The organism is Pseudomonas sp. zfem003 (assembly GCF_032621675.1).
Taxonomy (GTDB): Bacteria; Pseudomonadota; Gammaproteobacteria; order Pseudomonadales; family Pseudomonadaceae; genus Metapseudomonas; species Metapseudomonas otitidis.
On the sequence record NZ_JAVYJG010000014.1, the window covers coordinates 14,453 to 38,189 of the forward strand.

Genomic DNA, 23,737 nt, shown 5'->3' on the forward strand with positions numbered 1-23,737 from the left:
GATGCCCGTCTCGAGCGGGAGCGCCGCCTGGAACAGGACGCCGCCGAGCGGCGGCAACTGGAGGCCGAACTGGCCGACGCGCGCGCCCGATTGCACACCCACCGACAACACGCCCAGGCGCTGCTGGATGAAGCCGCCGAGGCACAGCCGCTGCCCCACGCCGAGGGGCTCGACGCCGCCACCCGGCAGGTACGCGAAGCGGTCGAACAGGGGCGCGCCACCCTCGACGCCGCCCAGCAGCGGCTCACCGCCCAACTGGCGCGCAGCGGGGAAGGGCGCCAGCGGGTCGAGGCCCTGGCCACCCGCAGCGAAGCCATCCAGCAGGTGGCCCAGAGCATCCAGTCCATCGCCAGCCAGACCAACCTGCTGGCCCTCAACGCCGCCATCGAAGCCGCCCGCGCCGGGGATGCCGGGCGCGGCTTCGCCGTGGTGGCCGATGAAGTCCGCAACCTCGCGGCACGCACCGCCCAGGCCACCGAGGAAGTCGGGCGCATGGCCGAGGACATCCGCCAGCAGACCGCCGCCGCCGTCGAACACCTGGCCAGCCAGGACCAGGGTCTGGTCGACGGGGTGGCCGCCCTGGCACCGCTCGGCGAAACCCTGCAACGGCTCGACCGGGACAGCCAGGCGGTCGGCGAGGTGCTGGCGCCGCTGCAGGCGGAATGGTCGGCATGTCACGCCCGGCAGCAGGCCCGTTGCGACGCCTGGGCGGAGTGGGCCCGCCAATGGGCGGCGGAGTAGGGAACCGTCAGCGCACCTGGTGGGCCAGTTCGCGCAGCAGGCGGTTCACCTCCTGGCTGCTGCCCTCCATGTCGTTCACCGCCTGCAGCAGGGCCCGGTGGTTGTTCCCTGGCAGCTCGTCCAGCGCGCTTCGTGCCGCCTGGTGGACCCGTGCATGGGGCGCGGAGAGCGCCTGGAAGGCACGCAGCGAGCCGTACCGTGCCTGGATCGCCGAAGACTGGTACCACTGGCCCAGCCGGCAATGCTGGTGGTCGCTCAGGTTGGCGTGGTGTTCACCCTTGAACAGGTGCTGGTAGACCCCCAGCTTGAACAGCAGGTGGTCCAGCTTGACCGCCTCGGTGAAGGCGCTGAGGGCGATGCCCTCGATGAAGCGATTCATGTGTTCGCCCAACTGCACCATTTCATCCAGCGTCTGTGCCGAGTTGGACACGTTCTCGGACAGGCGCGTCGACTCGCTGGACAGGCTGCCGATGGCCTGGCTGGCGCGGCCGGTTTCCTGGTTGATGCTGTCCACCAACTGGCTGATTTCCTGGGTTGCCTGGCTGGTACGCCCGGCGAGGGCGCGCACTTCATCGGCCACCACGGCGAAGCCGCGACCCTGCTCACCGGCCCGTGCGGCCTCGATGGCGGCATTGAGCGCCAGCAGGTTGGTCTGGTCGGAAATCGCCTTGATCAGGTCGACGATGCGGCTGATCTCCTCCACGCGCTGGCGCAGCAGGTTGACGCTTTCCACACTGCTCACGCCCTGTTCGGCCATGGAGGCCAGGGCGCCGGAGAAACCACCCAGCAGGCTGGAGGTTTCCTGGAACACCCCCTGGTGGCGCTGCAGCTTTTCCACCTCCACCTGCAGTTGCTCGGCCTGGGCAACCACACTGTCGCGGGTGTCCGACAGGGAGTCGGCGAACAGCCCCAGCTTGCCGTGCAGCTCGCCGTGGAGCTGGTGCTGCGCCAGCACGCTGTCCGCCTCCGTATGGTGGGCCTGGCCCTGGCGGCGAAGGGCCTCCAGCTCCTCGCGTAGTTGCTGGTTCTCGCGGGTCAGTTGGTTGACCTGGCTTTCGAGTTCTTCACTGCGTTGACGCCACTTCCCACCGAACATAAGGACTCCGGGAACAGAGAGGACAGGTTTCCAGCTTATCGCCTCGCCGCGGCGATTCTTGAACCGTTCAGCGCCCGCCGGCCGCGCGCTGGCGCAGGCCGTCCAGGTCCAGCAGCTCGATGCCGCCGTAGGTGAGGCGCACCAGGCCCAGCGCCTCCAGCTCCTTGAGGATCTGGTTGGTGGTCTGCCGGGAAATGGCCAGCATCTGCGCCAGCTGCTCCTGGGCCAGGTGGATCACCCGGCGCTGGCCGTCCGCCTCGCCGTAGCCCTCGGCGATCAGCAGCAGGCGCCGGGCCAGGCGCTGGGGCGCGGGCAGCAGGCTCATCTCTTCCAGGGCGATGAACGCCAGGCGCAGCTTCTGGCTCATCAGCAGGGCCATGTCGCGCCAGCGGGCCGGGTGCTGTTCCAGCAGGCGCAGCAGCGCCGCCTGGGGCACGTTGAGCAGGTGGCTGGGGCTTTCGGCAAAGGCGTCGTGGGTACGCGGCTGGCCGTCGAACAGGCAGATCTCGCCGAACCAGTGGGGCGGCTCCACCAGCGCCAGCAACGCCTCCTTGCCGTTCTCCGTGCTGCCGCCCACGCGGATCGCCCCGCCCAGCACCGCGTACAGGCCGCAGGGCGGGTCGCCGCGGCGGAACAAGCGCTGCCCCGCCGCCAGTTCCAGCGGGCGCGCGGCACCCAGCAGGGCCTCGCGGAAGGCCTCCGGCAGGCTGGCGAACCAGTGGCCGGCGAGCAGGCGTTGGTGACAGTCGGAAAGTTCGGGCATGGCGGGCTGGGGTTTGTCGGCTAGGTGACAGAGGATAGGCCAGTGCAGGCGCCATTATCGACCGCACTGCCCGAACCCGAGGAAACAACAATGAAAACCCTCATCGATCACCTGAGCCAGTACGCCGACTACCACCGCGACCGGCGCAACATCTTCAGCCACTTCATCGGCATCCCCATGATCGTGGTCGCCGTGGCCGTGCTGTTGTCCCGCCCGGGCCTGCCCGTCGCCGACCTGTGGCTGTCGCCCGCCAGCGTCGTGGCCCTGGCCGCCGCGCTGTTCTACTTCCGCCTCGACACGCGCTTCGGCGTGGTGATGACCGCGCTGCTCGGCCTCAGCCTCTGGGCCGGCCAGCACCTGGCCGTGCAGTCCACCGCCGTGTGGCTGGGCGCCGGGCTGGGGTTGTTCTTCGTCGGTTGGGTCATCCAGTTCATCGGCCACTACTACGAGGGCCGCAAGCCCGCCTTCGTCGACGACCTGATGGGGCTGGTGGTGGGCCCGCTGTTCGTGGTGGCGGAACTGGGCTTCATGCTCGGCCTGCGCAAGGAGGTGGAGCGCGCCATCGAGGAACGCTCCGGCCCCACCTGCATCCGCGAGAAAAAGGCCACCGCCTGAGCCGCTCTGTGGATAACCCGCGCTGCGACCCGTTCCCTCAACCCCCTGCCGCCAACAACTGGGTGCTCATGGAGCGCGCGTGGCGGTCCACCATCATCGGTGCGTAGGGGCGGCCGGAGGCGCTGACCAGGGTGTTGCTCTGGCTGTTCATGTCGGCGAGTGCGGCCTTGAGGAAGCCCCAGCGGGTCTTCAGCTTGCCCACCACCGGGTCGGCCTTGTCCAGGGGCTGGAGCTGGGCGTCGATGGCCGGCAGCAGGGTGCGCTCGTCCTGGCCGATGTAGGTGTCGCCGTTCTCCCGTGCGATCTCGAAGGTGCCGATGTAGGCGCGACTGAGGTACTGCACGGCGAGGTACTCGACCTTGGCGGGCAGCTCGCCCTGGGGGGTGTTGCCGGGGGCGGCGCGGGCGGCGATCAGCAGGTCGCGCAGGGATTTGGCCAGCTCCTGGGGGAAGCGCCAGGGCACGTCCTCCTCGTTGTGGCCGTAGGAAACACCCTGCTGCAGCTGGGTAACAAGGGCGCGGTACTTCTGCCGAAGCCCGTCGCTGGGCTGCGGCACCGCCTGGAACGCGGCATCCAGGGCCTGGAGGTCGGTCTCGAAGCGGGCCTTGTGGGTCTCCTGGAAACCTTCGCCCCGGTACAGCAGCAGGCTGCTGGTGGCGCGGCAGGCATGGACCTGGACCTGGTCGATGGGGGCCAGCTCGGCGGCCAGGGCCATCCCGGCCCCGGCAAGGCCCAGCAGCAATCCGATGAAAGCGCGTGATAGAGCGTCTGAAAGCATCCCGGCGTGCTCCTTTTCTTGTTGTTGTGAGCAGACGAAGGACGGGCCCGTGGGGCCCGCCCGGTGCGCGCACAGCCTACTGCGACGCGGGATGGACGGAATTACCCGAAAGAGTGATTTGGTGCCGGCGGGGCCTTCATTCCGACGGTCGAACCAGTTGGCGCAGGCGCTCGGCGCTCTCCGGGTCGGCGGGGAACAGGGTCTCCAGGGCCAGCTCCGAGAGGGTGATGTCCACCGGCGTGCCGAACACCGTGATGGTGCTGATGAAGCGGATCACCCCCAGCGGCGTGTCCAGCAGCAGCGGCACCAGCACCGCATCGCCGCTCGGCGTCTCTGCGCTGGGCGGCGCCGGGTAGGCCGCCAGCTCGGCATGCAGGGCGGCCAGGGCCTCGTCACCGCTCGCCTCCAGGTCCCGGCGCAGGCGCGCCAGCAGGTGGGCGCGCCAGGTGCCTAGGTTGAGGATGCGCGGCGCCAGCCCCTCGGGGTGCAGCGACAGGCGCAGGGCGTTGATCGGCGGCACCAGCAGCGCCGGCGAGACACCCGCCACCAGCGCCATCACCGCGTCGTTGGCGGCCAGCAGGTTCCAGTGCCGGTCGATGGCCAGGGCCGGGTTCGGCTCATGGGCCTTGAGCAGTTGCCCGATGGCCTGGCGGGCGGCGTCCAGGGCCGGGTCGTCGAGGCTGTGCTGCGGGTAGAGCGGGGCGAAGCCGGCGCTGGCCAGCAGCCGGTTGCGCTCGCGCAGGGGGATCTCCAGGTGCTCGGCCAGGTGCAGGAGCATCTCCCGGCTCGGCTGGGCCCGTCCGGTCTCGACGAAGCTCAGGTGGCGGGTGGAGATGTCGGCGCTGCAGGCCAGGTCGAGCTGGCTGAGGCGGCGGCGCTGGCGCCAGTGGCGCAGCAGGGCGCCGATGGGGAGAGTCGGTGCGTTCATGGCAGCGACGATAGTCGAGGCTGGTAGGGCTGGCCATTACCTGCCAGGTAATCGACGCGATGCTGCGGGACGGCGAATCCTCGGCCTGTCGGCAGCGGCCTTCGCCGCCGCCTCGTCCAGCCAGGAGACTCGCCATGAACACCGTGCAACCGAATCCTCTGCTCCGCCGTGTCCTGCAACTCGATGCCCTGCTCAGCGGCGGCGCCGGCCTGCTGCTCTGCCTGGGGGCGGCGCCCCTGTCGGCCCTGCTGGGGCTGCCCCTCGCGCTGCTGCAGATCGCCGGCCTGCTGATGCTGCCCTGGTGCGGCGTGCTGCTGTGGATGGCCCGCCGTGTGCCGCTGGACCGGCGCGCGGTGTGGGCGGTGATCGCCGTCAACGCCGCCTGGGTGGTGGACAGCCTCCTGCTGCTGGCCAGCGGCTGGGTGCAGCCGACCTTCTGGGGCCAGGCCTTCGTCATCGCCCAGGCGCTGGCGGTGGTGCTGTTCGCCGAGCTGCAGTACCTGGGGCTGAAGCACTCGGCCGAGGCGGTCTGTGGATAACCCGGGCAAGCCGGTCGCTGCTGTCCATGCACTCTGGGCGTTCGCTTGAGCGGGGTCCACCCCGCCCAGGGTCGCGCGCCCATGAAAAAGCCCCTCCGGGGAGGGGCTTGCGGGTCACCGGCTCAGAGCGAGGACGCGGCCTGCCAGGCCTTGGGCTTGAAGAACAGCGTCTCGCCGCGTGCCAGGCCCACCAGGCTGTCGTGGTCCTTGACCACTTCGGCCTCGATCAGCTCGTCCTGCCCGTCCACCTTCAGGGTGACGCGGGTGATGGCGCCCAGCGGGCGGATGTCGCGCACTTCGGCGGCGCGGTGTTCGTCCACCGCCTGGCGCGACAGGGACACCTCGTGGGGGCGGAACAGCACGTGCTCGTCGCTGCCCAGGTAGAGGCGGTTGGAGTCACCGAGGAAGTGGTAGACGAAGTCGCTGGCCGGGTTCTCGTAGACCTCGCCCGGGGCGCCGATCTGCTCGATCACGCCCTTGTTCATCACCACGATGCGGTCGGCCACTTCCATGGCCTCTTCCTGGTCGTGGGTGACGAACACGGAGGTCAGGTTGATCTCCTCGTGCAGGCGCGCCAGCCAGCGGCGCAGCTCCTTGCGCACCTTGGCGTCGAGGGCGCCGAAGGGTTCGTCCAGCAGCAGGATCTTCGGCTTCACTGCCAGGGCGCGGGCCAGGGCGATGCGCTGGCGCTGGCCGCCGGAGAGTTGCTCCGGGTAGCGGTCGGCGAGCCAGTCCAGCTGCACCATGTTCAGCAGCTCGTGGACCTTCTCGGCGATCTCCGGCTCGCTGGGGCGCTCGCCCTTGGGCTTCATGCGCAGGCCGAAGGCGACGTTGTCGAACACGCTCATGTGGCGGAACAGGGCGTAGTGCTGGAACACGAAGCCGACGTTGCGATCACGCACGTCGTGCTGGGAGACGTCCTCGCCGTGGAACACGATGTTGCCGGCGTCCGGGGTCTCCAGGCCGGCGATGATGCGCAGCAGGGTGGTCTTGCCGCAGCCGGACGGGCCGAGCAGGGCGACCAGTTCGCCGCTCTGGATGTCCAGGTTGATGGCGTTCAGCGCACGGAAGGCGTTGAAGTTCTTGCTGACGTTACGGATTTCGATGGACATGGGTTACTCCTCCGCGTCGGCGTGACGTAGGCGGGACAGACGGGCTTCGCTCCACTGTTTGAGCAGCAGGATGAACAGCGCCAGGAGCAGCAGCAGGCTGGCGACGCTGAACGCGGCGACGTGGTTGTACTCGTTGTAGAGAATCTCGACGTGCAGGGGCAGGGTGTTGGTGACGCCGCGGATGTGGCCGGACACCACCGACACTGCGCCGAACTCGCCCATCGCCCGCGCGGTGCACAGCACCACGCCGTAGATCAGGCCCCATTTGATGTTGGGCAGGGTCACGTGCCAGAACATCTGCCAGCCGTTGGCGCCCAGCAGGCGCGCGGCTTCCTCTTCCTGGGTGCCCTGTTCCTGCATCAGCGGGATCAGCTCGCGGGCGACGAAGGGCACGGTGACGAAGACGGTGGCCAGGACGATGCCGGGCAGGGCGAAGACGATCTGGATGTCGTGGTCGCTCAGCCATTCGCCGAAGTAGCCCTGGGCGCCGAACAGCAGGATGTAGATCAGGCCGGCGATCACCGGGGAGACGGAGAAGGGCAGGTCGATCAGGGTGACCAGGATGCTCTTGCCACGGAACTCGAACTTGCTCACGCACCAGGCGGCGGCGACACCGAACACCAGGTTCAGCGGCACGGAGATGCCCACGGCGATCAGCGTCAGCTTCAGGGCGGAGAGGGCGTCCGGTTCGAGGATGGCCTCGAAGAAGGTGCCGAAGCCCTGCTTCAGCGCCTCGCTCAGGACGATGTACAGCGGCAGCAGCAGGAACAGCGCGAACACCAGCCAGGCGGCGGCGATCAGCGCGCGACGGCCCCAGACGTTGCCGCGACGGGCAGCGTTGGCGGAGGTGGCGGTCAGGGTAGCGGAACTCATGGCGGCCTCCTCAGGGGGTTTCGATGCGGCGCTGCAGCAGGTTGATCAGCAGCAGCAGGATGAAGGAGACCACCAGCATCAGCACGCCGATGGCGGTGGCGCCGGCGTAGTCGTACTGGTCCAGCTTGACCATGATCAGCAGCGGCAGGATCTCGGTCTTCATCGGCATGTTGCCGGCGATGAAGATCACCGAGCCGTACTCGCCCACGCCCCGGGCGAAGGCCAGGGCGAAGCCGGTCAGCCAGGCGGGCAGCAGCGCCGGCAGGAGGATGTGGCGGAACACCTGCAGCGGCTTGGCGCCCAGGCAGGCGGCGGCTTCTTCCACCTCGCGGGGGATGTCGGCCAGCACCGGCTGCACCGTGCGCACCACGAAGGGCAGGGTGACGAAGGTCAGCGCCAGGGTGATGCCCAGCGGGGTGTAGGCGATCTTGAAGCCCAGGTCGGTGGCGAACTGGCCGACCAGGCCGGCCGGCGCATACAGCGCGGTGAGGGCGATGCCGGCGACGGCGGTGGGCAGGGCGAAGGGCAGGTCGATCATGGCGTCGATGATCTTGCGCCCGGGGAAGTCGTAGCGCACCAGCACCCAGGCCAGCAGGGTTCCGATCAGGCCGTTGATCACGGCGGCGGCCAGCGCGGCGCCGAAGCTCAGTTTCAGCGCGGCCAGCACACGGGGTGAACTGACGATGCCCCAGAACTGGGTCCAGCTCAGGTCGAAGGTCCGAAGGAACATGGCACCCAGCGGGATCAGGACCAGCAGGCTGAGGTACACCAGCGTGTAGCCCAGCGTCAGCCCGAAGCCGGGTATGACGGGGGAGATACGTCGAGACATCATCTGTCCTTTTTCTGCGTTGGAACGCTCAAGCCCGATGCCAGCCGTCGCTGGCCCGGGCACGGCAAAGGGAAGCTCGCGCTTCCCCTTGTCCGGGCGGGATTGGAGCCCGCCCTTGTTTCTGCTTCAGCGGCGCGTCATTGCGCCTGGTAGATCTGGTCGAAGATGCCGCCGTCGTTGAAGAACTTCGGTTGCGCTTCCTTCCAGCCGTTGAAGTCCTTGTCCACGGTCACCAGCTCCAGTTTCGGGAACTGGTTGGCGAACTCGGCAGCGACCTTCTCGTTGCGCGGGCGGTAGAAGTTCTGCGCGGCGATGCGCTGGCCTTCCTCGCTGTACAGGTACTGCAGGTAGGCTTCGGCGACCTTGCGGGTGCCCTTCTTGTCGACGTTCTTGTCGACCACGGAAACCGGCGGCTCGGCGAGGATCGACAGGCTGGGCGCGATGATCTCGAAGTTCTCGCCACCCTGCTCCTTGAGGGCCAGGAAGGCTTCGTTCTCCCAGGCCAGCAGCACGTCGCCGATGTTGTTGTTGACGAAGGTGATGGTCGAACCGCGGGCGCCAGTGTCGAGAACCGGCACGTGCTTGTACAGGGCCTGCACGTATTCCTGGGCCTTGGCGTCGCTGCCGTACTGCTTCTTCGCCCAGGCCCAGGCGGCCAGGAAGTTCCAGCGGGCGCCGCCGGAGGTCTTCGGGTTCGGGGTGATGACTTCCACGCCTTCTTTGGTCAGGTCGCCCCAGTCCTTGATGCCCTTGGGGTTGCCCTTGCGCACCAGGAACACGATGGTCGAGGTGTAGGGGGTGCTGTTGTCCGGCAGGCGTGCCTGCCAGTTCTCGGGGATCAGCTTGCCGAGCTTCTGCAGCTCGTCGATATCGCCGGCCAGCGCCAGGGTCACCACGTCGGCCTTGAGGCCATCGATCACCGCACGGGCCTGCTTGCCCGAGCCACCGTGGGATTGCTGGATCTTCACGTCTTCGCCGCCCTGGGCTTTCCAGTGCTTGGCGAAGGCGGCGTTGTAGGCCTGGTACAGCTCACGGGTCGGGTCGTAGGAGACGTTGAGCAGTTCGGTCGCGGCGGCCACGGGGCCGACCACCAGGGTGGAGAGCAGGGCGCCGGCCAGGCTGGCCAGGGCGAAACGGCGGATGGACATGGAGGCTCCTCAGAATTTGGTCGTGTCGGCGAGGGTGTTGTTATTGGGCACGGCCGAGCGGCGACGTGCGTGTGGCCCGCCGATGTGGTCGGCGCGGCAGCCCTCCGGTGGTCCAGTCGGGCCTGTGTCTCAACCGTGCTTGGCCGGTTGCTGCAGGCGGAACTTTTCCTTGCGTTCGATCTGGACCACTTGCCCGTTGTGGACGGTGATCTCGACGGCACCGAACCGCAGGCCGTTCAGTGCACTCTGGATTTCGCGCAGGATACTGGCCTCGTCCTGCCCGTCGATGCTACGGAGGGTTGCGCTCATGATCTTGCTCCTTGATGAGGGGCCCCGCGTCGATGAACAGGTTGTTCGCGTGGCGTGGGCGCATTTAAGCAAGGCGCAAATATTCTTAAAAATACTATTTAAGAATTTTTATATAACTTTAAGGCAGGTTGGCGTCAGATCAGCGGAATCTGCCCCGGGTGCTCCTGCGGGTGGGTCACCTGGTACCACTCCGCCTCCAGCTCCGCCGCCGGGCGCGGGCGGTTGAACAGGTAGCCCTGGCCCTGGTCGCAGCCCAGGCCCAGCAGCGTCTCGATCTGGTCCTGGCGCTCGATGCCTTCGGCCAGTACCTGCAGGCCCAGGCTGTGGCCGAGGGCGGTCACCGCGCGGGCGATGGCCATGTCGTCCTGGTCCTGGGGCAGGTTGCGCACGAAGCTCTGGTCGATCTTCAGCTTCTGCACCGGCAGGCGCTTGAGGCGCTGCAGGGAGGAGTAGCCCGTGCCGAAGTCATCGATGGCCAGGCGCACGCCCAGGGCGCAGAGGCGCTGGAGCAGCTCCAGGGCAGTGTCCGGGTCTTCCATCACTGCGCTTTCGGTGATCTCCAGCTCCAGGCGCCCCGGCTCCAGGCCGGTTTCCCTGAGGACACGGGCGACGCGGGTGTCCAGCTCGCCCCGGCTGAACAGGCGGCAGGAGACGTTCACCGAGATGAACGAGAGCGCCAGGCCGCGCTCGCTCCAGGCTTGCATCTGGCGGCAGGCGCGCTCCAGCACCCAGGCGTCGATGGCGCCCACCAGGCCGCTTTCCTCCGCCACCGGTAGGAACTCGCCGGGCGGCACCAGCCCGCGTTGCGGGTGCTCCCAGCGCACCAGGGCCTCGGCGCCCAGCAGGCGGCCGGTGGCCAGGGCGTGGATGGGCTGGAAGTAGACCCGCAGCTCGTCCCGCTCCAGGGCCTGGCGCAGGGCGCTGACCAGCTCCACCCGCTGGCGGGCTTGCTCGGTGAGGTCCTGGCTGTAGAAGGCGAACGTCTGGCGCCCGGCGCTCTTGGCCTTGAACAGGGCCGAGTCGGCGTTGCGCAGCACCTGCTCGACGTTGGTCGCGTCCCCCGGGAAGCGGGCGATACCCAGGCTGGCACTCATGAACAGCGCGCGGCCGCCGGATTCGAAGGGGGCCTCCAGGCGTTGCTGGATGCGCCCGGCGAGATCGGCGGCCTGCTCGGCGCTGCGTCGCTCGGCCAGCAGGCCGAACTCGTCGCCTCCCAGCCGGGCCAGGGTCATGCCGCCCTCGGCCAGCGGCCCCAGGCGTTCGCCCACGGCCTTGAGCAACTGGTCGCCGACGTTGTGGCCGAGGCTTTCGTTGATGTGCTTGAAGTGGTCCAGGTCCAGCAGCACCACGATGCCCTCGCTGCCTTCCCGACGGGCGCGCTCCAGGGCGTGCTCCACGCGTTCGGTGAACAGCAGGCGGTTGGGCAGGCCGGTCAGCGGGTCGTGGTGGGCGAGGAAGTCCAGCTCGTTCTGCGAGCGCTTGATGGCGCTGATGTCGGAGAACACCGCCACGTAGTGGGTCAGCGCCCCGTCCTCGTCGTGGATGGCGCGGATGTTCTGCCACAGCGGGTAGGTCTCGCCGTTGCGTCGGCGGTTCCAGATCTCCCCGCTCCACTCGTTGCGGTTGGCCAGGGCGTTCCACATCGACTGGTAGAACGTTCCATCGTGCCGGCCGGACTTGAACAGCATCGGCGTACGGCCGATCACCTCTTCCTCGCTGTAGCCGGTGATGCGGGCGAAGGCCCGGTTGACGTGGACGATGCGTTGCTCCGCGTCGGTGACCAGTACCCCTTCCTGGGTGCTGTCGAACACCGCCGCCGCCTGGCGCAGGCTGGCGTCCTGCTCCCGGCGCGCCTGCAGGTACGCCCTCAGGCGGCGCAGGTACAGGCAGATCAGCAGGTAGAGGAAGGCGCTGCTGAGCAGTACGAAGAACAGGCCCTTCGCCGATTGCAGCAGGTCGCGCTGGGCATCGCCGAGCGGCAGCTGGCGCAGCAGGTAGTCACTGAAGATGACCCACAGGCAGGACAGCAGGAAGTAGGGCAACACCACGCGCATGGCGCTGAATCGGGCTCTCATGGGGTGGTCGGGGCCGTGTCGGATTTGTGATCGGTTGCGCATTATAGATGAACGCGCATTCATCTCTTTCTTATCTAAAGAACAGGATGGTTTTCTCACGAAGCATGGGGATAATGAGGTCGTTTGTCCGACAAATCATCGCGGGCAGATCTCGTTCCTTCTTCCCCCGAGGTTATGCACCCCATGTGGTACAACGGTTTTCTCGACCTGTCGGCCTGGCAGCTCGTGGCAGTCACCCTGGTGATGACGCACATCACCATCGTCAGCGTCACGGTCTACCTGCATCGCTACTCCGCCCATCGATCCCTCGAACTCCACCCGGCCCTCAAGCACTTCTTCCGTTTCTGGCTGTGGATGACCACCGCCATGAACACCCGTGAGTGGACGGCCATCCACCGCAAGCACCACGCCAAGTGCGAAACCGTGGACGATCCCCACAGCCCCGTGCACAAAGGCCTGTCCACCGTGCTGCGGCGCGGCGCGGAACTCTACCGCGAAGAGGCCCGCAACGAGGAGACCCTGCGCATCTACGGCAAGAACTGCCCGGATGACTGGCTCGAACGCAACGTCTACTCGCGCTACCCCATCGGCGGCGTGACCCTGATGGCGATCATCGACCTGGCGCTGTTCGGCGCCGCCGGCATGACCGTCTGGGCCGTGCAGATGATGTGGATCCCCGTCTGGGCCGCCGGCGTCATCAACGGCCTCGGCCACGCCATCGGCTACCGCAACTTCGAATGCCGCGACGCCGCCACCAACCTGGTGCCCTGGGGCATCCTCATCGGCGGTGAAGAGCTGCACAACAACCACCACACCTACCCCAACTCCGCCAAGCTCTCGGTGAAGAAGTGGGAGTTCGACCTGGGCTGGGCCTGGATCAAACTGTTCAGCCTGCTCGGCCTGGCCAAGGTGCAGCGCGTCGCGCCCATCGCCCACCAGGTAGCCGGCAAGGGCAACCTGGACATGGACACCGCCATGGCCATCCTCAACAACCGCTTCCAGATCATGGCCCAGTACCGCCGCCTGGTGATCGCCCCGCTGGTGAAGCAGGAGCTGGCCAAGGCCGACGAGTCGGTCCGCCACCTGTTCCGCCGCGCCAAGCGCCTGTTGTCCCGCGAGACCAGCCTGCTGGACGACGGCCACCACGCGCGCATCGCCGCCATGCTGGAGCAGAGCCAGGCCCTGCGCACCATCTACGAGAAGCGCCTGGCCCTGCAGCACATCTGGGCCAAGACCAGCGCCAACGGCCACGAGATGCTCGAAGCCATCAAGCAGTGGGTGCACGAGGCCGAGGCCAGCGGCATCCAGTCCCTGCGGGACTTCGCCGAGCAGCTCAAGACCTACTCGCTGCGCCCGGCGACTGCCTGAGGTCCAGCGGGTTACGGGAAGGCCGGCACATGCCGGCCTTTTTCATGCCCGCGCATCACGCCGTCCACCCAACGAGCGCGCAAAAAAAGCCGCCCGGGGAGGGGCGGCTGGAACAAGACACCGGGCGGGTTAGGAGCGGATACCCGGTGTCAGGAGGTCAGGGAAGGAAACGCGGTCAATCAGCTGTCCTGGGCGGTGTCGGCCGGTTGCTCGGCACCCTGGCGGGCGACGGCCTGCTCGTGAGCGGCGTCGATGGCGCGCTGCTGATACTGCGCATTTCGCGCAACAAAGGCGGAGGACTCTTCAGCGAAGGAGAACTGGGCGAAGGACAGGGCGAAAGCGGCGAAGCTGGCAGTAATGAAGAGATTGCGGTGCATGGCGTGATCCTCGGCGGGATGCATCTGGGAACGGGGGCCATCTTAGGCGCCGGCCCCACCCGGAAAAACCGCCAGGCAGGTGAATCACAATTGCTTCTAGCGCAACAATGAATTCGGTCGAGCCCAGTGCCGAGGGTCGTCCAGCACCGCGTCGTCCTGGGCGAACAGCGGGGGCAGTTCGGCCTTGAGGAAGTCCACCCAGGTGCGGATCTTCGCGTCGATGAAGTGCCGCGACGGGTAGATCGCATAGATGTTGCGCTCGCGCAGGCGGTGTTCCGGCAACAGCCGCAGCAGGCTGCCTTCGCGCAAGGGCTGGCAGGCGACGAAGGAGGGCAGCAGGCAGAAGCCCATGCCGGCCTGGGCCGCCCGCGCCAGGGACTCGGCCACGTTCACCTGGAAGGCCTCCGCCGGCAGCACGTCGTATTCGCCGTGCTCGTCGCTCAGGGTCCAGTTGTCCTGGTAGAGCGGGTCCAGCAGGCGCAGGTAGCGGTGCCGGCGCAGGTCCGCCGGGCCGCTGGGCACGCCGTGGCGGGCCAGGTAGTCGGGCGAGGCGCAGAGCACGCTGTACATCTGCCCCAGTGACTGGGCGATGCGCTGGGAGTCCGGCAGCTCGCGGGCGAAGGTCAGCACCACGTCCTGGCCGTCCTCGATGGGGTCGGGGTTGCGCTGCGACAGCGTCAGCTCCACCACCACCTCCGGGTACAGCGCGCTGTAGCGGGCCACCAGCCCGGTGACGTGCTGCAGGCCGAGGCCGGTCATGGTGTGCACCCGCAGGCGGCCGCTGGGCTTGAGGTGCGCCCCGCGCGCCTCGGCAGCGGCCTGGTCCACCTCGTCGAGGATCGAGCGGCAGCGCTGCAGGTAGCGCTCACCCACTTCCGTCAGCCCCAGGCGCCGGGTGGTGCGGTGCAGCAGCCGGGCCTGCAGCTGCTGCTCCAACTCCGACACCAGGCGCGACACCTGGGCAGTGGACAGGTCCAGGGCCTGGGCGGCGGCCGTGAAGCTGCCGGTCTCGATGACGCGAACGAACACACGCATGCTGTTCAGGGTGTCCATTGTTACTCCTCGCGCAAGGCTGCTTCTCTGGGGACGCGGATTATCAGGGAAAAGCGGCCCAATATACTGCGGTGCCGAACTGTTTCCCATTTCGCTGGTGTGCCGCCTTCCGGCCCGTTCCGTGGCCTTGCGGCCTGTTCGTCCAGCGCCGCCAGAGGTAATTCATGACCCCCGATCAACGCTTCGCGCGCCGGGTCCGCGCCGCCATCGTCGCCTTCGTCCTGCTGTTCGCCTACTTCCTCGCCGCCGACCTGTGGATGCCCGTCACGCCCCAGGCCCAGCTGACCCGTCCGGTGGTGCGCCTGGCGCCCCGTGTCGGTGGCCAGGTGCTGGACGTGGCCGTGGCCAACAACCGCCACGTCGAGGCCGGCCAGGTGCTGTTCCGCCTCGACCCCGAGCCCTATCGCCTCGCCGTGGCCGCCGCCGAGCTGGCCGTGGAGGCGGCTGCGCGGGACAACGCCGAGCTGGACGCCGGCCTCGCCGCCGCCCGGGCCTCGCTGCACGCCGCCGAGGTGACCGCCCGCGAGCTGGAGCGCGAGACCGACCGCCTTGCACGCCTGGTGCAGACCCAGCACGTCTCCCGCCAGCTCTACGAGCAGACCGAGTCGCGCCGCAGCGCCGCCCGCGCCGACGTCCTCGCCGCCCAGGCACGCATCCGCGAGCAGGAGGCCCGCCGGGGCACCGCTGGCGCCGACAACCTGCGCCTGCGCCAGGCCCGCAACCAGCTGGAGCAGGCCCGCCTGCAACTGGCCTACACCGAGGTCCGCGCCGAGCGTGCCGGGGTGGTCAGCAACCTGCAGCTCTCGCCGGGCGCCTACGTTGCCGCCGGCACCCCGGTGGCGGCCCTGGTGGCCGACGAGGTGGACATCAGCGCCGACTTCCGCGAAAAGGCCCTGCGCTATGTCGGCCCGGGCGATGCCGCCGCCGTGGTCTTCGACGCCTGGCCGGGGCACATCTTCCCGGCCCGGGTCAGCGCCATCGACGCCGGCGTGCGCGAGGGCCAGCTCGATGCCAACGGCGACCTGGCCGCCCCCGCCAGCTCCGACCGCTGGGTCCGTGATGCCCAGCGCCAGCGCCTGCACGTGGTGCTGGAGCAGGCGCCCGAGGCGCCCCTGCCCAGCGGCGCCAAGGCCACGGTGCAGCTCTACCCCCACGACTCGCCGCTGGCCAGCGCCCTGGGCCGCGCGCAGATCCGCCTCATCGCCTGGCTCCACTACATCTACTGAGTCCGACAATGAAGCGCGCCCTCGACGAAAACGGCCTGCGCCAGTGCCTGCGCCTGGCCTGCGGCGGCACCCTCGGGCTGTTCATCTGCAAGCTGATGAACTGGGACAACGGCTCGTTCTTCTGCGTCTACCCCATGCTGCTGCTCGGCCTGGTGCCCACCCTCAACGCCCACCTGATCCGCCAGTTCCTCGCCCAGGCGGTGCTGGTGAGCCTGGAGACACTGGTCATCTACGGCCTGTTCGGCGACCGCCCGCTGCTCATCGTGCCCCTGGTGTTCCTCGCCTTCTTCTGGCGCTTCGCCCTCATGGCGCGCGGCCCGCTGTTCCTGTTCGGCGCCCTGGGCTGCGTGTTCCTCTCCATGCAACTGCACTTCGCCAGCTACCCCGACACCCACCTCTACGACCTGGTAGCCAGCAACCTGGTGGCCGCCGGCCTCACGGTGCTGATCGCCTGGCTGATGTTCTACCTCTTCCCCGATGCCGAGCCGCGCGCACCCCGCGTCCTCCCGGAGAAGGACCTGCCCAGCCGGCGCCACGAGGCCGTGCTTGGCGCCAGCCTCGCCACGCTGTCCTTCATGCTCTTCCAGACCCTCGACCTCAGGGACTCGCTGTCGGCCCAGATCGCCTCGATCCTGGTGCTGTTTCCGATGCACTGGCACGGCATCCGCTTCGCCGGGCGTATCCGCGCCCTCGGAACCCTGCTCGGCTGCGTCATCGCCCTCAGCCTGCAACTGCTGCTCTACGACCACTACGACGTACTACCGCTCGTCACCTCGCTGTACTGGATCGCCGCGTTTTTCTGTGCCCGGGTGCACGTATTGGAGGGTGCACAGGGGGTTGGCTTCGGCGCGTTGACAACTTTGGCCATCGTTTTCGGTCAATACCTGACGCCGAGTCACGACATGATGTTCAGCCTGGCCTATCGGCTCAGTTCGGTTTGCGTAGCGGTCTTCGTCACCCTCCTTGCGGTGTTCGTCCTACACCGGCTCCTCAACCGTTTTGCCGCCACCCGCCACCAGAGCCATGCTTGATTCGGCCTTGCCCCGCCTGCCCGGGATGGGCGGGCTCAACCCGATCGAGGACGCGAAGGAAGGCTATGGGACGGATGGAAAACCTGGACGAAATACCCAGCGAGGCGGAAAAGCTCACCCTGGCGCTGCTGCACAGCCGGGGTGAGGTGGAGCGCCTGCGCGAACGCGAGGCGCTGTTCAACGTGCTGCTGGGCAGCGTCAACGCCGTGCTCTGGGCGCTGGACTGGGAGGCGCAGAAGATCGTCTACGTCAGCCCCCACTACGAGCGCCTGTTCGGCCGCCCGGCCGAGCTGCTGATGGTGGACGTCAACGAGTGGCGCAACTGCATCTACCCCGACGACGTCGAGTACGCCGCCAGCAGCCTCGCCCAGGTGCTGGAGAAGGGCGCCATCGAGGCCCGCGAGTACCGCATCATCCGTGGCGACGGCCAGGTGCGCTGGCTCAGCGACAAGTGCTTCGTCAGCCGCCAGGGTCAGGCCGGGCAGACCACCCTGGTGGTGGGCATCGCCGAAGACATCACCGAGAAGAAGACCCTGGAGGCCGAGCTGCAGCGCCTGGCCACCACCGACGTGCTGACCGGCACCAGCAACCGCCGGCACTTCTTCGAATGCGCCCAGCGCGAGTTCGACGTCGCCGAGCGCTACGAGCGCTCCCTGGCCTTCCTGCTGCTGGACATCGATGACTTCAAGCAGATCAACGACACCTTCGGCCATCAGGTGGGCGACGTGGTGCTGCAGCGCATCGCCCAGTGCGGCGCCGGTGCCTTGCGGCGGGTCGACCACTTCGGCCGCATCGGCGGCGAGGAGTTCGCCGCCGTGTTCCCCGGCTGCGACCCGGCTCAGGCCCTGCAGGTGGCCGAGCGCCTGGAGCGCGAAGTGCAGCGGCTGTCGTTCAGCGCCAACGGCAAGGTGTTCAACGTCACCCTCAGCCAGGGCCTCACCACCCTGCGCCCCGGCGACACCCTCGAACAGCTCTACACCCGCGCCGACGAGGCCATGTACACCGCCAAGCGCAGCGGCAAGAACCAGATCGTGCAGGTCTAGCCACCCGGCCATGCGGGCTTCGTGCCGTAGGGGCGGCTTCAGCCGCCAAGCGGGCCGCAGGCCCGCCCTTCGGAATCCATGGGACCGCTATGCGGTCCTTGGGCGAATGAATTCGCCCCTACAGGTTCATCGCCATCACGGTCCACCCTGCGCCCCCATTCTTCGCGCTCGCCCTACGGCTGGAACGGCGACTCGCTGAGGATCACCCCCGTCTCGTCCACATAGCGCTGCCAGGCCTCGATCAGCCCGGCCAGCGCTTCCGGCTGCTCCTGGGCCAGGTCGTGGATTTCCCCCGGGTCCTTCTCCAAGTCGTACAGCTGCCAGGTTTCCGGCCCCACCGGCGCGGGGATGTACACCGCCTTCAGGTGCCCCTGGCGGATGGCGCGCATGCCGAACAGCTCCCAGCCGGTGGCCGTCCTGCCATCGTGCACCTGGGGCGTCTCGCCCGAGAGGTAGCCCAGCCAGGAGCGCCCGCGCACCGGCGCCACCTCGCGGCCGCGCCAGCGGGTGCCCGGGTGGCGCACGCCGGCCAGGTCCAGCACCGTCGGGGTGATGTCCATCACCGTGGCGAAGGTGTGGCTGATCTGCTTCTGCCGCCGCAGCTGTGGATAACGCACCAGCGCCGGCACGCGGATGCCGCCCTCGGTGGTGAAGGCCTTGTACAGGCGCGACGGCGCCGTGGCCGCCTGGGCCCAGCGCGGCCCGTACCAGACGTAGGAGTTGGCGCGGCCGATGTTCTCCAGGCTGTTGTCGTAGTGCTGGTCGAGGAAGCTCTTCAGGTTCGGGCCGAACTTGGGGAAGGCCTCCAGCAGGGCGCCCTCGGCGCCGTTGTCGGACATGAAGAGGATGAAGGTGTCGTCCTCCAGGCCCTGCTGGCGCAGGTAGTCCAGCACCCGGCCGATGTTCCAGTCCATGCGCTCCACCATCGCCGCATAGACCTCCATGGTCCGCGCCGACACCTGGCGTTCCGCCTCGCTCAGCGCGTCCCACTCGGCGCTGATCGCCCGCACCGAATGCGCTTCCACATCCGCCGCCACCAGGCCCAGCGCCTTGAGCTTCTCCAGGCGTTCCAGGCGTAGCGCCTCGGGCCCGGCGTCGTAGCGGCCCCGGTAGTTATCCACAACCTCGGCCGGCGCCTGCAGCGGCCAGTGCGGCGCCGAGAAGGGCAGGTAGGCGAAGAACGGTCGGCTCTGGTCGCGTTCCTTCAGGTACTGGATCAGCCGGTCGGCGAAGGCGTCGGAGGAATAGAAATCCTCCGGCAACTGCTCGATGAAGCGGTCGTCTTCCACGTACAGCGCCGGCGTCGCCTTGAGGATGCCCGGCGTGGTCTCGTCGTAGGGCGGCTCGTAGCCATAGTGGTTGGCCGCCCCCGGCAGCAGCGAGAAGGAGCGCTCGAAGCCCCGCGCATGGGGCGCCCGCTCGGCGGTCAGGCCCAGGTGCCACTTGCCGGACATCAGCGTCTGGTAGCCCGCCTCGCGCAGCAGCTCCGGCAGCGCCACCACGCGGTCGTTGAGGTAGCCCTCGTAGCCCGGCTTGCCGATCAGCTCCGGGGTCAGCGCCTCGGCCATGGTGCCGATGCCGGCGATGTGGTGGTCGGTGCCGGTGAGCAGCATCGAGCGGGTCGGCGAGCAGGTGGGCGCGGTGTGGAAGTCGGTCAGGCGCAGGCCGTCGAAGGCCAGGCGGTCCAGGTTCGGCGTGGCGATCTCGCCGCCGAAGGCGCCCAGGTCGGAGAAGCCCAGGTCGTCGGCGACGATGATCAGGAAGTTCGGGCGTTTGCTCATGGAGGCTCCAGGGTCAGAGGGCGATGGATTCGAATGGCAGGTCGGCCAGCCGGGGCGGCTGCGGCGGGCGGTAGTCGCCATCGCCGGTGAGCTGGTGCAGCAGCGCCTCGCGTACCTGGTGGAAGTCATGGCCGGTGCGCTGGCGCGGGCGCGGCAGGTCGATGTCCACCACCTGCTTGATGCGCCCCGGGCGTGGCGCCATCACCACCACGCGGTCGGCCAGGTAGATGGCCTCCTCGGCGTCATGGGTGACCAGCAGGGTGGTGATGCGCTGGCGCGCGCGGATGGCCAGCAACTCGTCCTGCATCTGCTGGCGGGTCAGCGCATCGAGGGCGCCGAAGGGCTCGTCCAGCAGCAGGATGCGCGGGCTCGCCACCAGCCCCCGGGCGATGGCCACGCGCTGGGCCATGCCACCGGACAGCTGGTGCGGGTAGGCCCCCTCGAAGCCGCCCAGCCCCACCAGCTGCACGAACTGCTGGATGCGCCGGGCGCGCTCGGCCCGCTCCAGCTTCTCGTTGACCAGGCCCAGGCCGATGTTCTGCGCCACCGTCAGCCAGGGGAACAGGCGGTGCTCCTGGAACACGATGCCGCGTTCGCCACCGATGCCGCGCACCGGCTGGCCGTCCACCTCGATGCGGCCGTCGAAGGCGGTGTCCAGGCCCACCAGCAGGCGCAGCAGGGTGGATTTGCCGCAGCCGCTGGAGCCGACGATGGCGATGAACTCTCCCTCCTCGATATCCAGGCTGAAGTCCTGGATGGCCTGGAAATCCTGGCCATCCACCTCGAAGACCTTGCCGACCCCGGCGAAGCGCACCGTCGGCGCGCGGGTCGTGGCGGGTGGCGACACCCGGTGGAATGCGTTCATGCGGTTCTCCAGCGCGTCGCGCGCGCTTCGATGCGTTGTCCGAGGGTGCCCAGCAGCGCACCCACCAGGCCCACCAGGACCATGGCGGCCATCACCTGGTCCATGCGGAACAGTTGCTGCGCGCCGAGCATGTAGCTGGCGATGCCGCCGTCCGAAGGCATGAAGTACTCGGCACCGATGGTGCCCAGCCAGGCGTAGATCAGCCCCAGGCGCAGGCCGGCGAAGATCGCTGGTGCCGCACCCGGCAGCACCAGCAGGCGCAGGCGCTGGCCCAGGCCGAGGCGCATCACCTGCGCTGCCTCGCCGAGCTGCGGCGAGAGCGCCAGGACGCCGCGCTGGGTGGCGATGAACAGGGGGAAGAAGGCCGCCAGGGCGACGAAGGCCAGCTTGGCCGCCTCCCCCAGGCCGAACCAGGCGGTGAGCAGCGGCACCCAGGCGAAGATCGCCACCTGGCGCAGGGCCGAGAGGCTGGGGCCGGCGAAGCGCTCGGCACGGGCGGAGAGCCCCAGCAGCAGACCGAGCGCCAACCCCGCGCCGCCCCCCAGCGCCAGGCCTGCCACGGTGCGCTTGAGGCTGGCACCCATGGCCGTGGGCAGGCTGCCATCCAGCAGCCCCTGGTGCAGGGCACGCAGCACCTCCAGCGGGGAAGCGAGGATATTGGCGTCGACCCAGCCCAGGCTGCTGCTGGCCTGCCACACCGCCAGCAGCACCAGGGGCAGCACCGCCGCCTGCAAGCGCTGCCATCCCCGCAGGTGCGGACCGCGTGGGCGCTCGGCGGTGGCCGGGTGCGGCCAGAACAGCAGGCGGGCGTCGAGCAGGTTGATGCCGCGATCCATCAGCGCGCCCACCAGGCCGATCACCAGGATGCAGACGAACACCAGGTCGAGCATGAACAGCTGGCGGCCCCAGACCATCAGGTAGCCGATGCCCTCGCTGGAGGCCAGCAGCTCCACCGCCAGCAGCGAGGTCCAGCCGGTGGCCAGGGCCAGGCGCAACCCGGCCATGAAGGCGGGCAGGGCAGCCGGCACGATCAGGCGCCAGGCCAGCAGGTGCGGCGGCAGGCGCAGCACCGCCGCCGCCTCGCGCAGGCGTGGCTGGGCATCGCGCACGCCGGCCAGGGTGTGCAGGGTCACCGGCACCACCACGGCCTTGACCAGCACCACCAGCTTCAGCGCTTCGCCGATGCCGAACAGCAGCATGAACAGCGGGATCCACGCCAGGGTGGGGATCTGCGCCAGGGCCACGAAGCTCGGGTAGACCAGCGCCTCGGCCCGCCGCGACAGCCCCAGCCAGGTGCCCAGCAGGGTGCCGGCGGCGACCCCGAGGGCAAAGCCCAGCAGCAGCCGCTGCAGGCTTATCCACAGGTGCGCCCAGAGCTCGCCGGAACCGAACTCCACCGCGCTCTGCCACACCAGCGCCGGAGACGGCAGGATCTGGCCGGACATCCACTGGCCCCGCGCGGCCAGCCACCACAGCAGCAGGAGCGCGGCTGGCAGGGCCCAGGGCAGCAGCACGGCACCGACCCGGGGGCGTCGGCGCACGGCTGGCAGGGGCAGGGTGGGGAACGGCGTCTGGATCGTGCTCATCGGGTCTCCCGGCGCGCCATGAATATTTCCCGGAGGCATAAGAAGCGTCGGCTTCTGCTGTTCCAGGGATAAGAAGGGCTATTCATAGGGAGCGGCGGGGGAGGGCGGCAAATGCATTTTCCGAATATTTTCCATGCGCGCGGCGCATACCGGCCTGGCGGGTGCGGCAGTGCTGACTTAAGCATCCAGGGAATAAGTGAATGAGTTTTTATTATTTAATTTGCCTTTAAGCCTGTGGATAAGGTGCCGCCATCGACCTTATCCACAGGAGCTCCGCCATGTCCCTTTCCCTGCCGCGCCTCATCGGGCGCTTCGTCCCCGCCTTGTTGGCGGGCTGGCTGGGCACCTTCGCCCTGCCTGCCCAGGCAGCCGCCCCCAGCACCCTGCGCATCGCCGTGCCCGACCTCAGCGCCGGCAGCGAACACAGCGGCGGTGGCGTGGTGGACGTGCTGCGCAGCCGGCAGATCCTCGAACAGGAATTCGCCGCCGACGGCATCCGCGTCGAATGGCTGTTCTTCAAGGGCGCCGGCCCGGTGATCAACGAAGCCCTGGCCAACGGCCAGGTGGACTTCGCTTACCTCGGCGACCTGGCCGCCATCATCGGCAAGGCCAGCGGCCTCGACACCCGCCTGCTCAGCGCCACCGCCCGCGACGTGAAGAGCTACCTGGGCGTGGTGCCCGGCTCGGGGATCAAGACCCTGGAAGACCTCAAGGGCAAGCGCGTCGCGGTGTTCCGCGGCACCGCCAACCAGTTGTCCTTCGCCAACGCGTTGGCCAGCCGAGGCCTGTCCGAACGCGACTACAAGGTGATCAACCTCGACTTCAACGCCGCCAACGCCGCCCTCGCGGCCAAGCAAGTGGACGCCACCTGGGGCCTGGCCGGGCTCATCGCCCTGCGTGAGAAGGGCCTCGCCGAACTGCCGCTCAGCACCCGCGACCTGGGCGGCGCCGGCAGCACCCAGGCGGTGCTGGTGGGCACGGGCGCCTTCGTCCGCGAGTACCCCGAGGTCACCGCGCGCCTGGTCAAGGCCCAGCAACAGGCGGTGGAGTGGCTGCGCGACGACAACCACAAGCAGGCCTACGTCGAACTGGTCTCGCGCCTGGCCAGCTACCCGCCGGTGATCCTCGGCACCGACCTCAAGGACGACAGCTTCCACACGATCTTCGACCCGCGCCTGGATGCCGACTTCCTCGCCCGCCTGCAGAAGGGCGTCGACTTCGCCGCCGAACAGCGGCTGATCCGCAAACCCTTCCAGGTGAGCGACTGGGCCGAACCGCGCTTCCTCGATGCCGCCCTGGCCGAGCAGGCCCAGGCCTCGCGCTGAACTCCGATTCGCAGGGTGGGCTTCAGCCCACCGACGGAGTCGCGGTTGGCCCCGATAGTGGGGCGGTGAGCCGCCCCCTATGCGCCTGGGAGCCGTCCGTAGGATGCGGTGAGCTGTGCGAACCGCATCGCACCTCAGGCGCCCTGCAACGATGGGCTTCGCACAGCTCAGCCCATCCTACGCTCGCCTCCGCGCACCGATTCGTAGGGTGGGCTTCAGCCCACCGACGGAGTCGCGGTTGGCCCCGATAGCGGACCGGCGGGCCGCCCGCCAGGC

At 68.6% G+C, this 23,737-nt stretch carries 22 protein-coding genes and 2 pseudogenes; 8 read left to right on the forward strand and 16 right to left on the reverse strand.

Going from position 1 to position 23,737, the window contains the following annotated elements:
* Positions 1-336 precede the first annotated feature (336 nt).
* Positions 337-741, forward strand: a pseudogene (locus tag RTK35_RS30735) (methyl-accepting chemotaxis protein); the annotation flags it as partial.
* Positions 742-748: 7 nt separating this feature from the next.
* Here the strand turns inward: RTK35_RS30735 and RTK35_RS28305 are convergent.
* The 3 genes and pseudogenes from RTK35_RS28305 to RTK35_RS28315 all read right to left on the reverse strand — a co-directional run bounded on the left by RTK35_RS28305 (position 749) and on the right by RTK35_RS28315 (position 2,600).
* Positions 749-1,141, reverse strand: a complete 393-nt coding sequence (locus RTK35_RS28305) for a CZB domain-containing protein (protein WP_377744239.1) — start codon at positions 1,139-1,141, stop codon at positions 749-751.
* A gap of 3 nt (positions 1,142-1,144) precedes the next feature.
* A pseudogene (locus tag RTK35_RS30740) lies at positions 1,145-1,420 on the reverse strand (methyl-accepting chemotaxis protein); the annotation flags it as partial.
* Positions 1,421-1,904: 484 nt separating this feature from the next.
* A complete protein-coding gene (locus RTK35_RS28315) occupies positions 1,905-2,600 on the reverse strand; it encodes a Crp/Fnr family transcriptional regulator (protein ID WP_222900547.1) in 696 nt (231 codons plus the stop codon).
* Between the two features lie 90 nt (positions 2,601-2,690).
* Here RTK35_RS28315 and RTK35_RS28320 point away from each other — a divergent pair, with 90 nt between their 5' ends.
* A complete protein-coding gene (locus RTK35_RS28320) occupies positions 2,691-3,215 on the forward strand; it encodes a DUF962 domain-containing protein (protein WP_316909543.1) in 525 nt (174 codons plus the stop codon).
* A 37-nt stretch (positions 3,216-3,252) separates the two neighbouring features.
* On the opposite strand, the gene RTK35_RS28325 is transcribed toward RTK35_RS28320, so the two are convergent.
* Both RTK35_RS28325 and RTK35_RS28330 read right to left on the reverse strand, forming a co-directional pair.
* Entirely contained in the window at positions 3,253-3,993 is a 741-nt protein-coding gene (locus tag RTK35_RS28325) for a hypothetical protein (protein WP_316909544.1), read from the reverse strand.
* A gap of 136 nt (positions 3,994-4,129) precedes the next feature.
* On the reverse strand, positions 4,130-4,921 hold the full coding sequence (locus RTK35_RS28330; RefSeq protein ID WP_044401988.1) for a helix-turn-helix domain-containing protein: 792 nt from the start codon (positions 4,919-4,921) through the stop codon (positions 4,130-4,132).
* 134 nt (positions 4,922-5,055) lie between these two features.
* On the opposite strand from RTK35_RS28330, the gene RTK35_RS28335 reads away from it, so the two are divergent.
* Entirely contained in the window at positions 5,056-5,460 is a 405-nt protein-coding gene (locus tag RTK35_RS28335; protein WP_316909545.1) for a hypothetical protein, read from the forward strand.
* A 122-nt stretch (positions 5,461-5,582) separates the two neighbouring features.
* On the opposite strand, the gene RTK35_RS28340 is transcribed toward RTK35_RS28335, so the two are convergent.
* The 6 genes from RTK35_RS28340 to dibA form a co-directional block, all read right to left on the reverse strand.
* Complete coding sequence (locus tag RTK35_RS28340) at positions 5,583-6,572, reverse strand: sulfate/molybdate ABC transporter ATP-binding protein (protein ID WP_044401994.1); 990 nt, start codon at positions 6,570-6,572, stop codon at positions 5,583-5,585.
* Positions 6,573-6,575: 3 nt separating this feature from the next.
* A complete protein-coding gene (gene cysW, locus RTK35_RS28345; protein WP_208275412.1) occupies positions 6,576-7,445 on the reverse strand; it encodes a sulfate ABC transporter permease subunit CysW in 870 nt (289 codons plus the stop codon).
* Positions 7,446-7,455: 10 nt separating this feature from the next.
* On the reverse strand, positions 7,456-8,274 hold the full coding sequence (gene cysT, locus RTK35_RS28350) for a sulfate ABC transporter permease subunit CysT (RefSeq protein WP_142013457.1): 819 nt from the start codon (positions 8,272-8,274) through the stop codon (positions 7,456-7,458).
* Positions 8,275-8,411: 137 nt separating this feature from the next.
* The gene (locus RTK35_RS28355) at positions 8,412-9,422 is read right to left on the reverse strand and encodes a sulfate ABC transporter substrate-binding protein (RefSeq protein ID WP_208275410.1); all 1,011 of its coding nucleotides are present in this window, start codon (positions 9,420-9,422) and stop codon (positions 8,412-8,414) included.
* 129 nt (positions 9,423-9,551) lie between these two features.
* On the reverse strand, positions 9,552-9,731 hold the full coding sequence (gene oscA, locus RTK35_RS28360) for a sulfur starvation response protein OscA (protein ID WP_044402006.1): 180 nt from the start codon (positions 9,729-9,731) through the stop codon (positions 9,552-9,554).
* Positions 9,732-9,865: 134 nt separating this feature from the next.
* The gene (gene dibA, locus RTK35_RS28365) at positions 9,866-11,806 is read right to left on the reverse strand and encodes a phosphodiesterase DibA (RefSeq protein ID WP_142013461.1); all 1,941 of its coding nucleotides are present in this window, start codon (positions 11,804-11,806) and stop codon (positions 9,866-9,868) included.
* Positions 11,807-11,989: 183 nt separating this feature from the next.
* On the opposite strand from dibA, the gene desA reads away from it, so the two are divergent.
* Positions 11,990-13,174: a delta-9 fatty acid desaturase DesA gene (gene desA, locus RTK35_RS28370; protein ID WP_044402012.1), complete on the forward strand. Its 1,185-nt coding sequence runs from the start codon at positions 11,990-11,992 to the stop codon at positions 13,172-13,174.
* Positions 13,175-13,353: 179 nt separating this feature from the next.
* Here desA and RTK35_RS28375 read toward each other — a convergent pair whose 3' ends face one another.
* Both RTK35_RS28375 and RTK35_RS28380 read right to left on the reverse strand, forming a co-directional pair.
* A complete protein-coding gene (locus RTK35_RS28375) occupies positions 13,354-13,551 on the reverse strand; it encodes a hypothetical protein (protein WP_044402015.1) in 198 nt (65 codons plus the stop codon).
* 96 nt (positions 13,552-13,647) lie between these two features.
* Positions 13,648-14,604, reverse strand: a complete 957-nt coding sequence (locus tag RTK35_RS28380) for a LysR family transcriptional regulator (RefSeq protein ID WP_044402018.1) — start codon at positions 14,602-14,604, stop codon at positions 13,648-13,650.
* 164 nt (positions 14,605-14,768) lie between these two features.
* Here RTK35_RS28380 and RTK35_RS28385 point away from each other — a divergent pair, with 164 nt between their 5' ends.
* From RTK35_RS28385 to RTK35_RS28395, 3 genes are all read left to right on the forward strand, one after another.
* The gene (locus RTK35_RS28385; protein WP_160481686.1) at positions 14,769-15,830 is read left to right on the forward strand and encodes an HlyD family secretion protein; all 1,062 of its coding nucleotides are present in this window, start codon (positions 14,769-14,771) and stop codon (positions 15,828-15,830) included.
* A gap of 8 nt (positions 15,831-15,838) precedes the next feature.
* Positions 15,839-16,861: a DUF2955 domain-containing protein gene (locus RTK35_RS28390; protein ID WP_107329131.1), complete on the forward strand. Its 1,023-nt coding sequence runs from the start codon at positions 15,839-15,841 to the stop codon at positions 16,859-16,861.
* A 74-nt stretch (positions 16,862-16,935) separates the two neighbouring features.
* Entirely contained in the window at positions 16,936-17,904 is a 969-nt protein-coding gene (locus RTK35_RS28395) for a GGDEF domain-containing protein (RefSeq protein WP_107329132.1), read from the forward strand.
* A 173-nt stretch (positions 17,905-18,077) separates the two neighbouring features.
* Here RTK35_RS28395 and RTK35_RS28400 read toward each other — a convergent pair whose 3' ends face one another.
* The 3 genes from RTK35_RS28400 to RTK35_RS28410 are packed head-to-tail and all read right to left on the reverse strand — an operon-like array spanning position 18,078 to position 22,136.
* Positions 18,078-19,685, reverse strand: a complete 1,608-nt coding sequence (locus RTK35_RS28400) for an arylsulfatase (protein ID WP_316909546.1) — start codon at positions 19,683-19,685, stop codon at positions 18,078-18,080.
* Between the two features lie 13 nt (positions 19,686-19,698).
* Complete coding sequence (locus RTK35_RS28405) at positions 19,699-20,550, reverse strand: ABC transporter ATP-binding protein (protein WP_316909547.1); 852 nt, start codon at positions 20,548-20,550, stop codon at positions 19,699-19,701.
* Complete coding sequence (locus RTK35_RS28410; RefSeq protein ID WP_316909548.1) at positions 20,547-22,136, reverse strand: ABC transporter permease; 1,590 nt, start codon at positions 22,134-22,136, stop codon at positions 20,547-20,549. Before RTK35_RS28410 ends, RTK35_RS28405 begins: the two co-directional genes overlap by 4 nt.
* A 278-nt stretch (positions 22,137-22,414) precedes the next feature.
* On the opposite strand from RTK35_RS28410, the gene RTK35_RS28415 reads away from it, so the two are divergent.
* Positions 22,415-23,461, forward strand: a complete 1,047-nt coding sequence (locus RTK35_RS28415; RefSeq protein ID WP_316909549.1) for an ABC transporter substrate-binding protein — start codon at positions 22,415-22,417, stop codon at positions 23,459-23,461.
* The last annotated feature ends 276 nt before the right edge of the window (positions 23,462-23,737 follow it).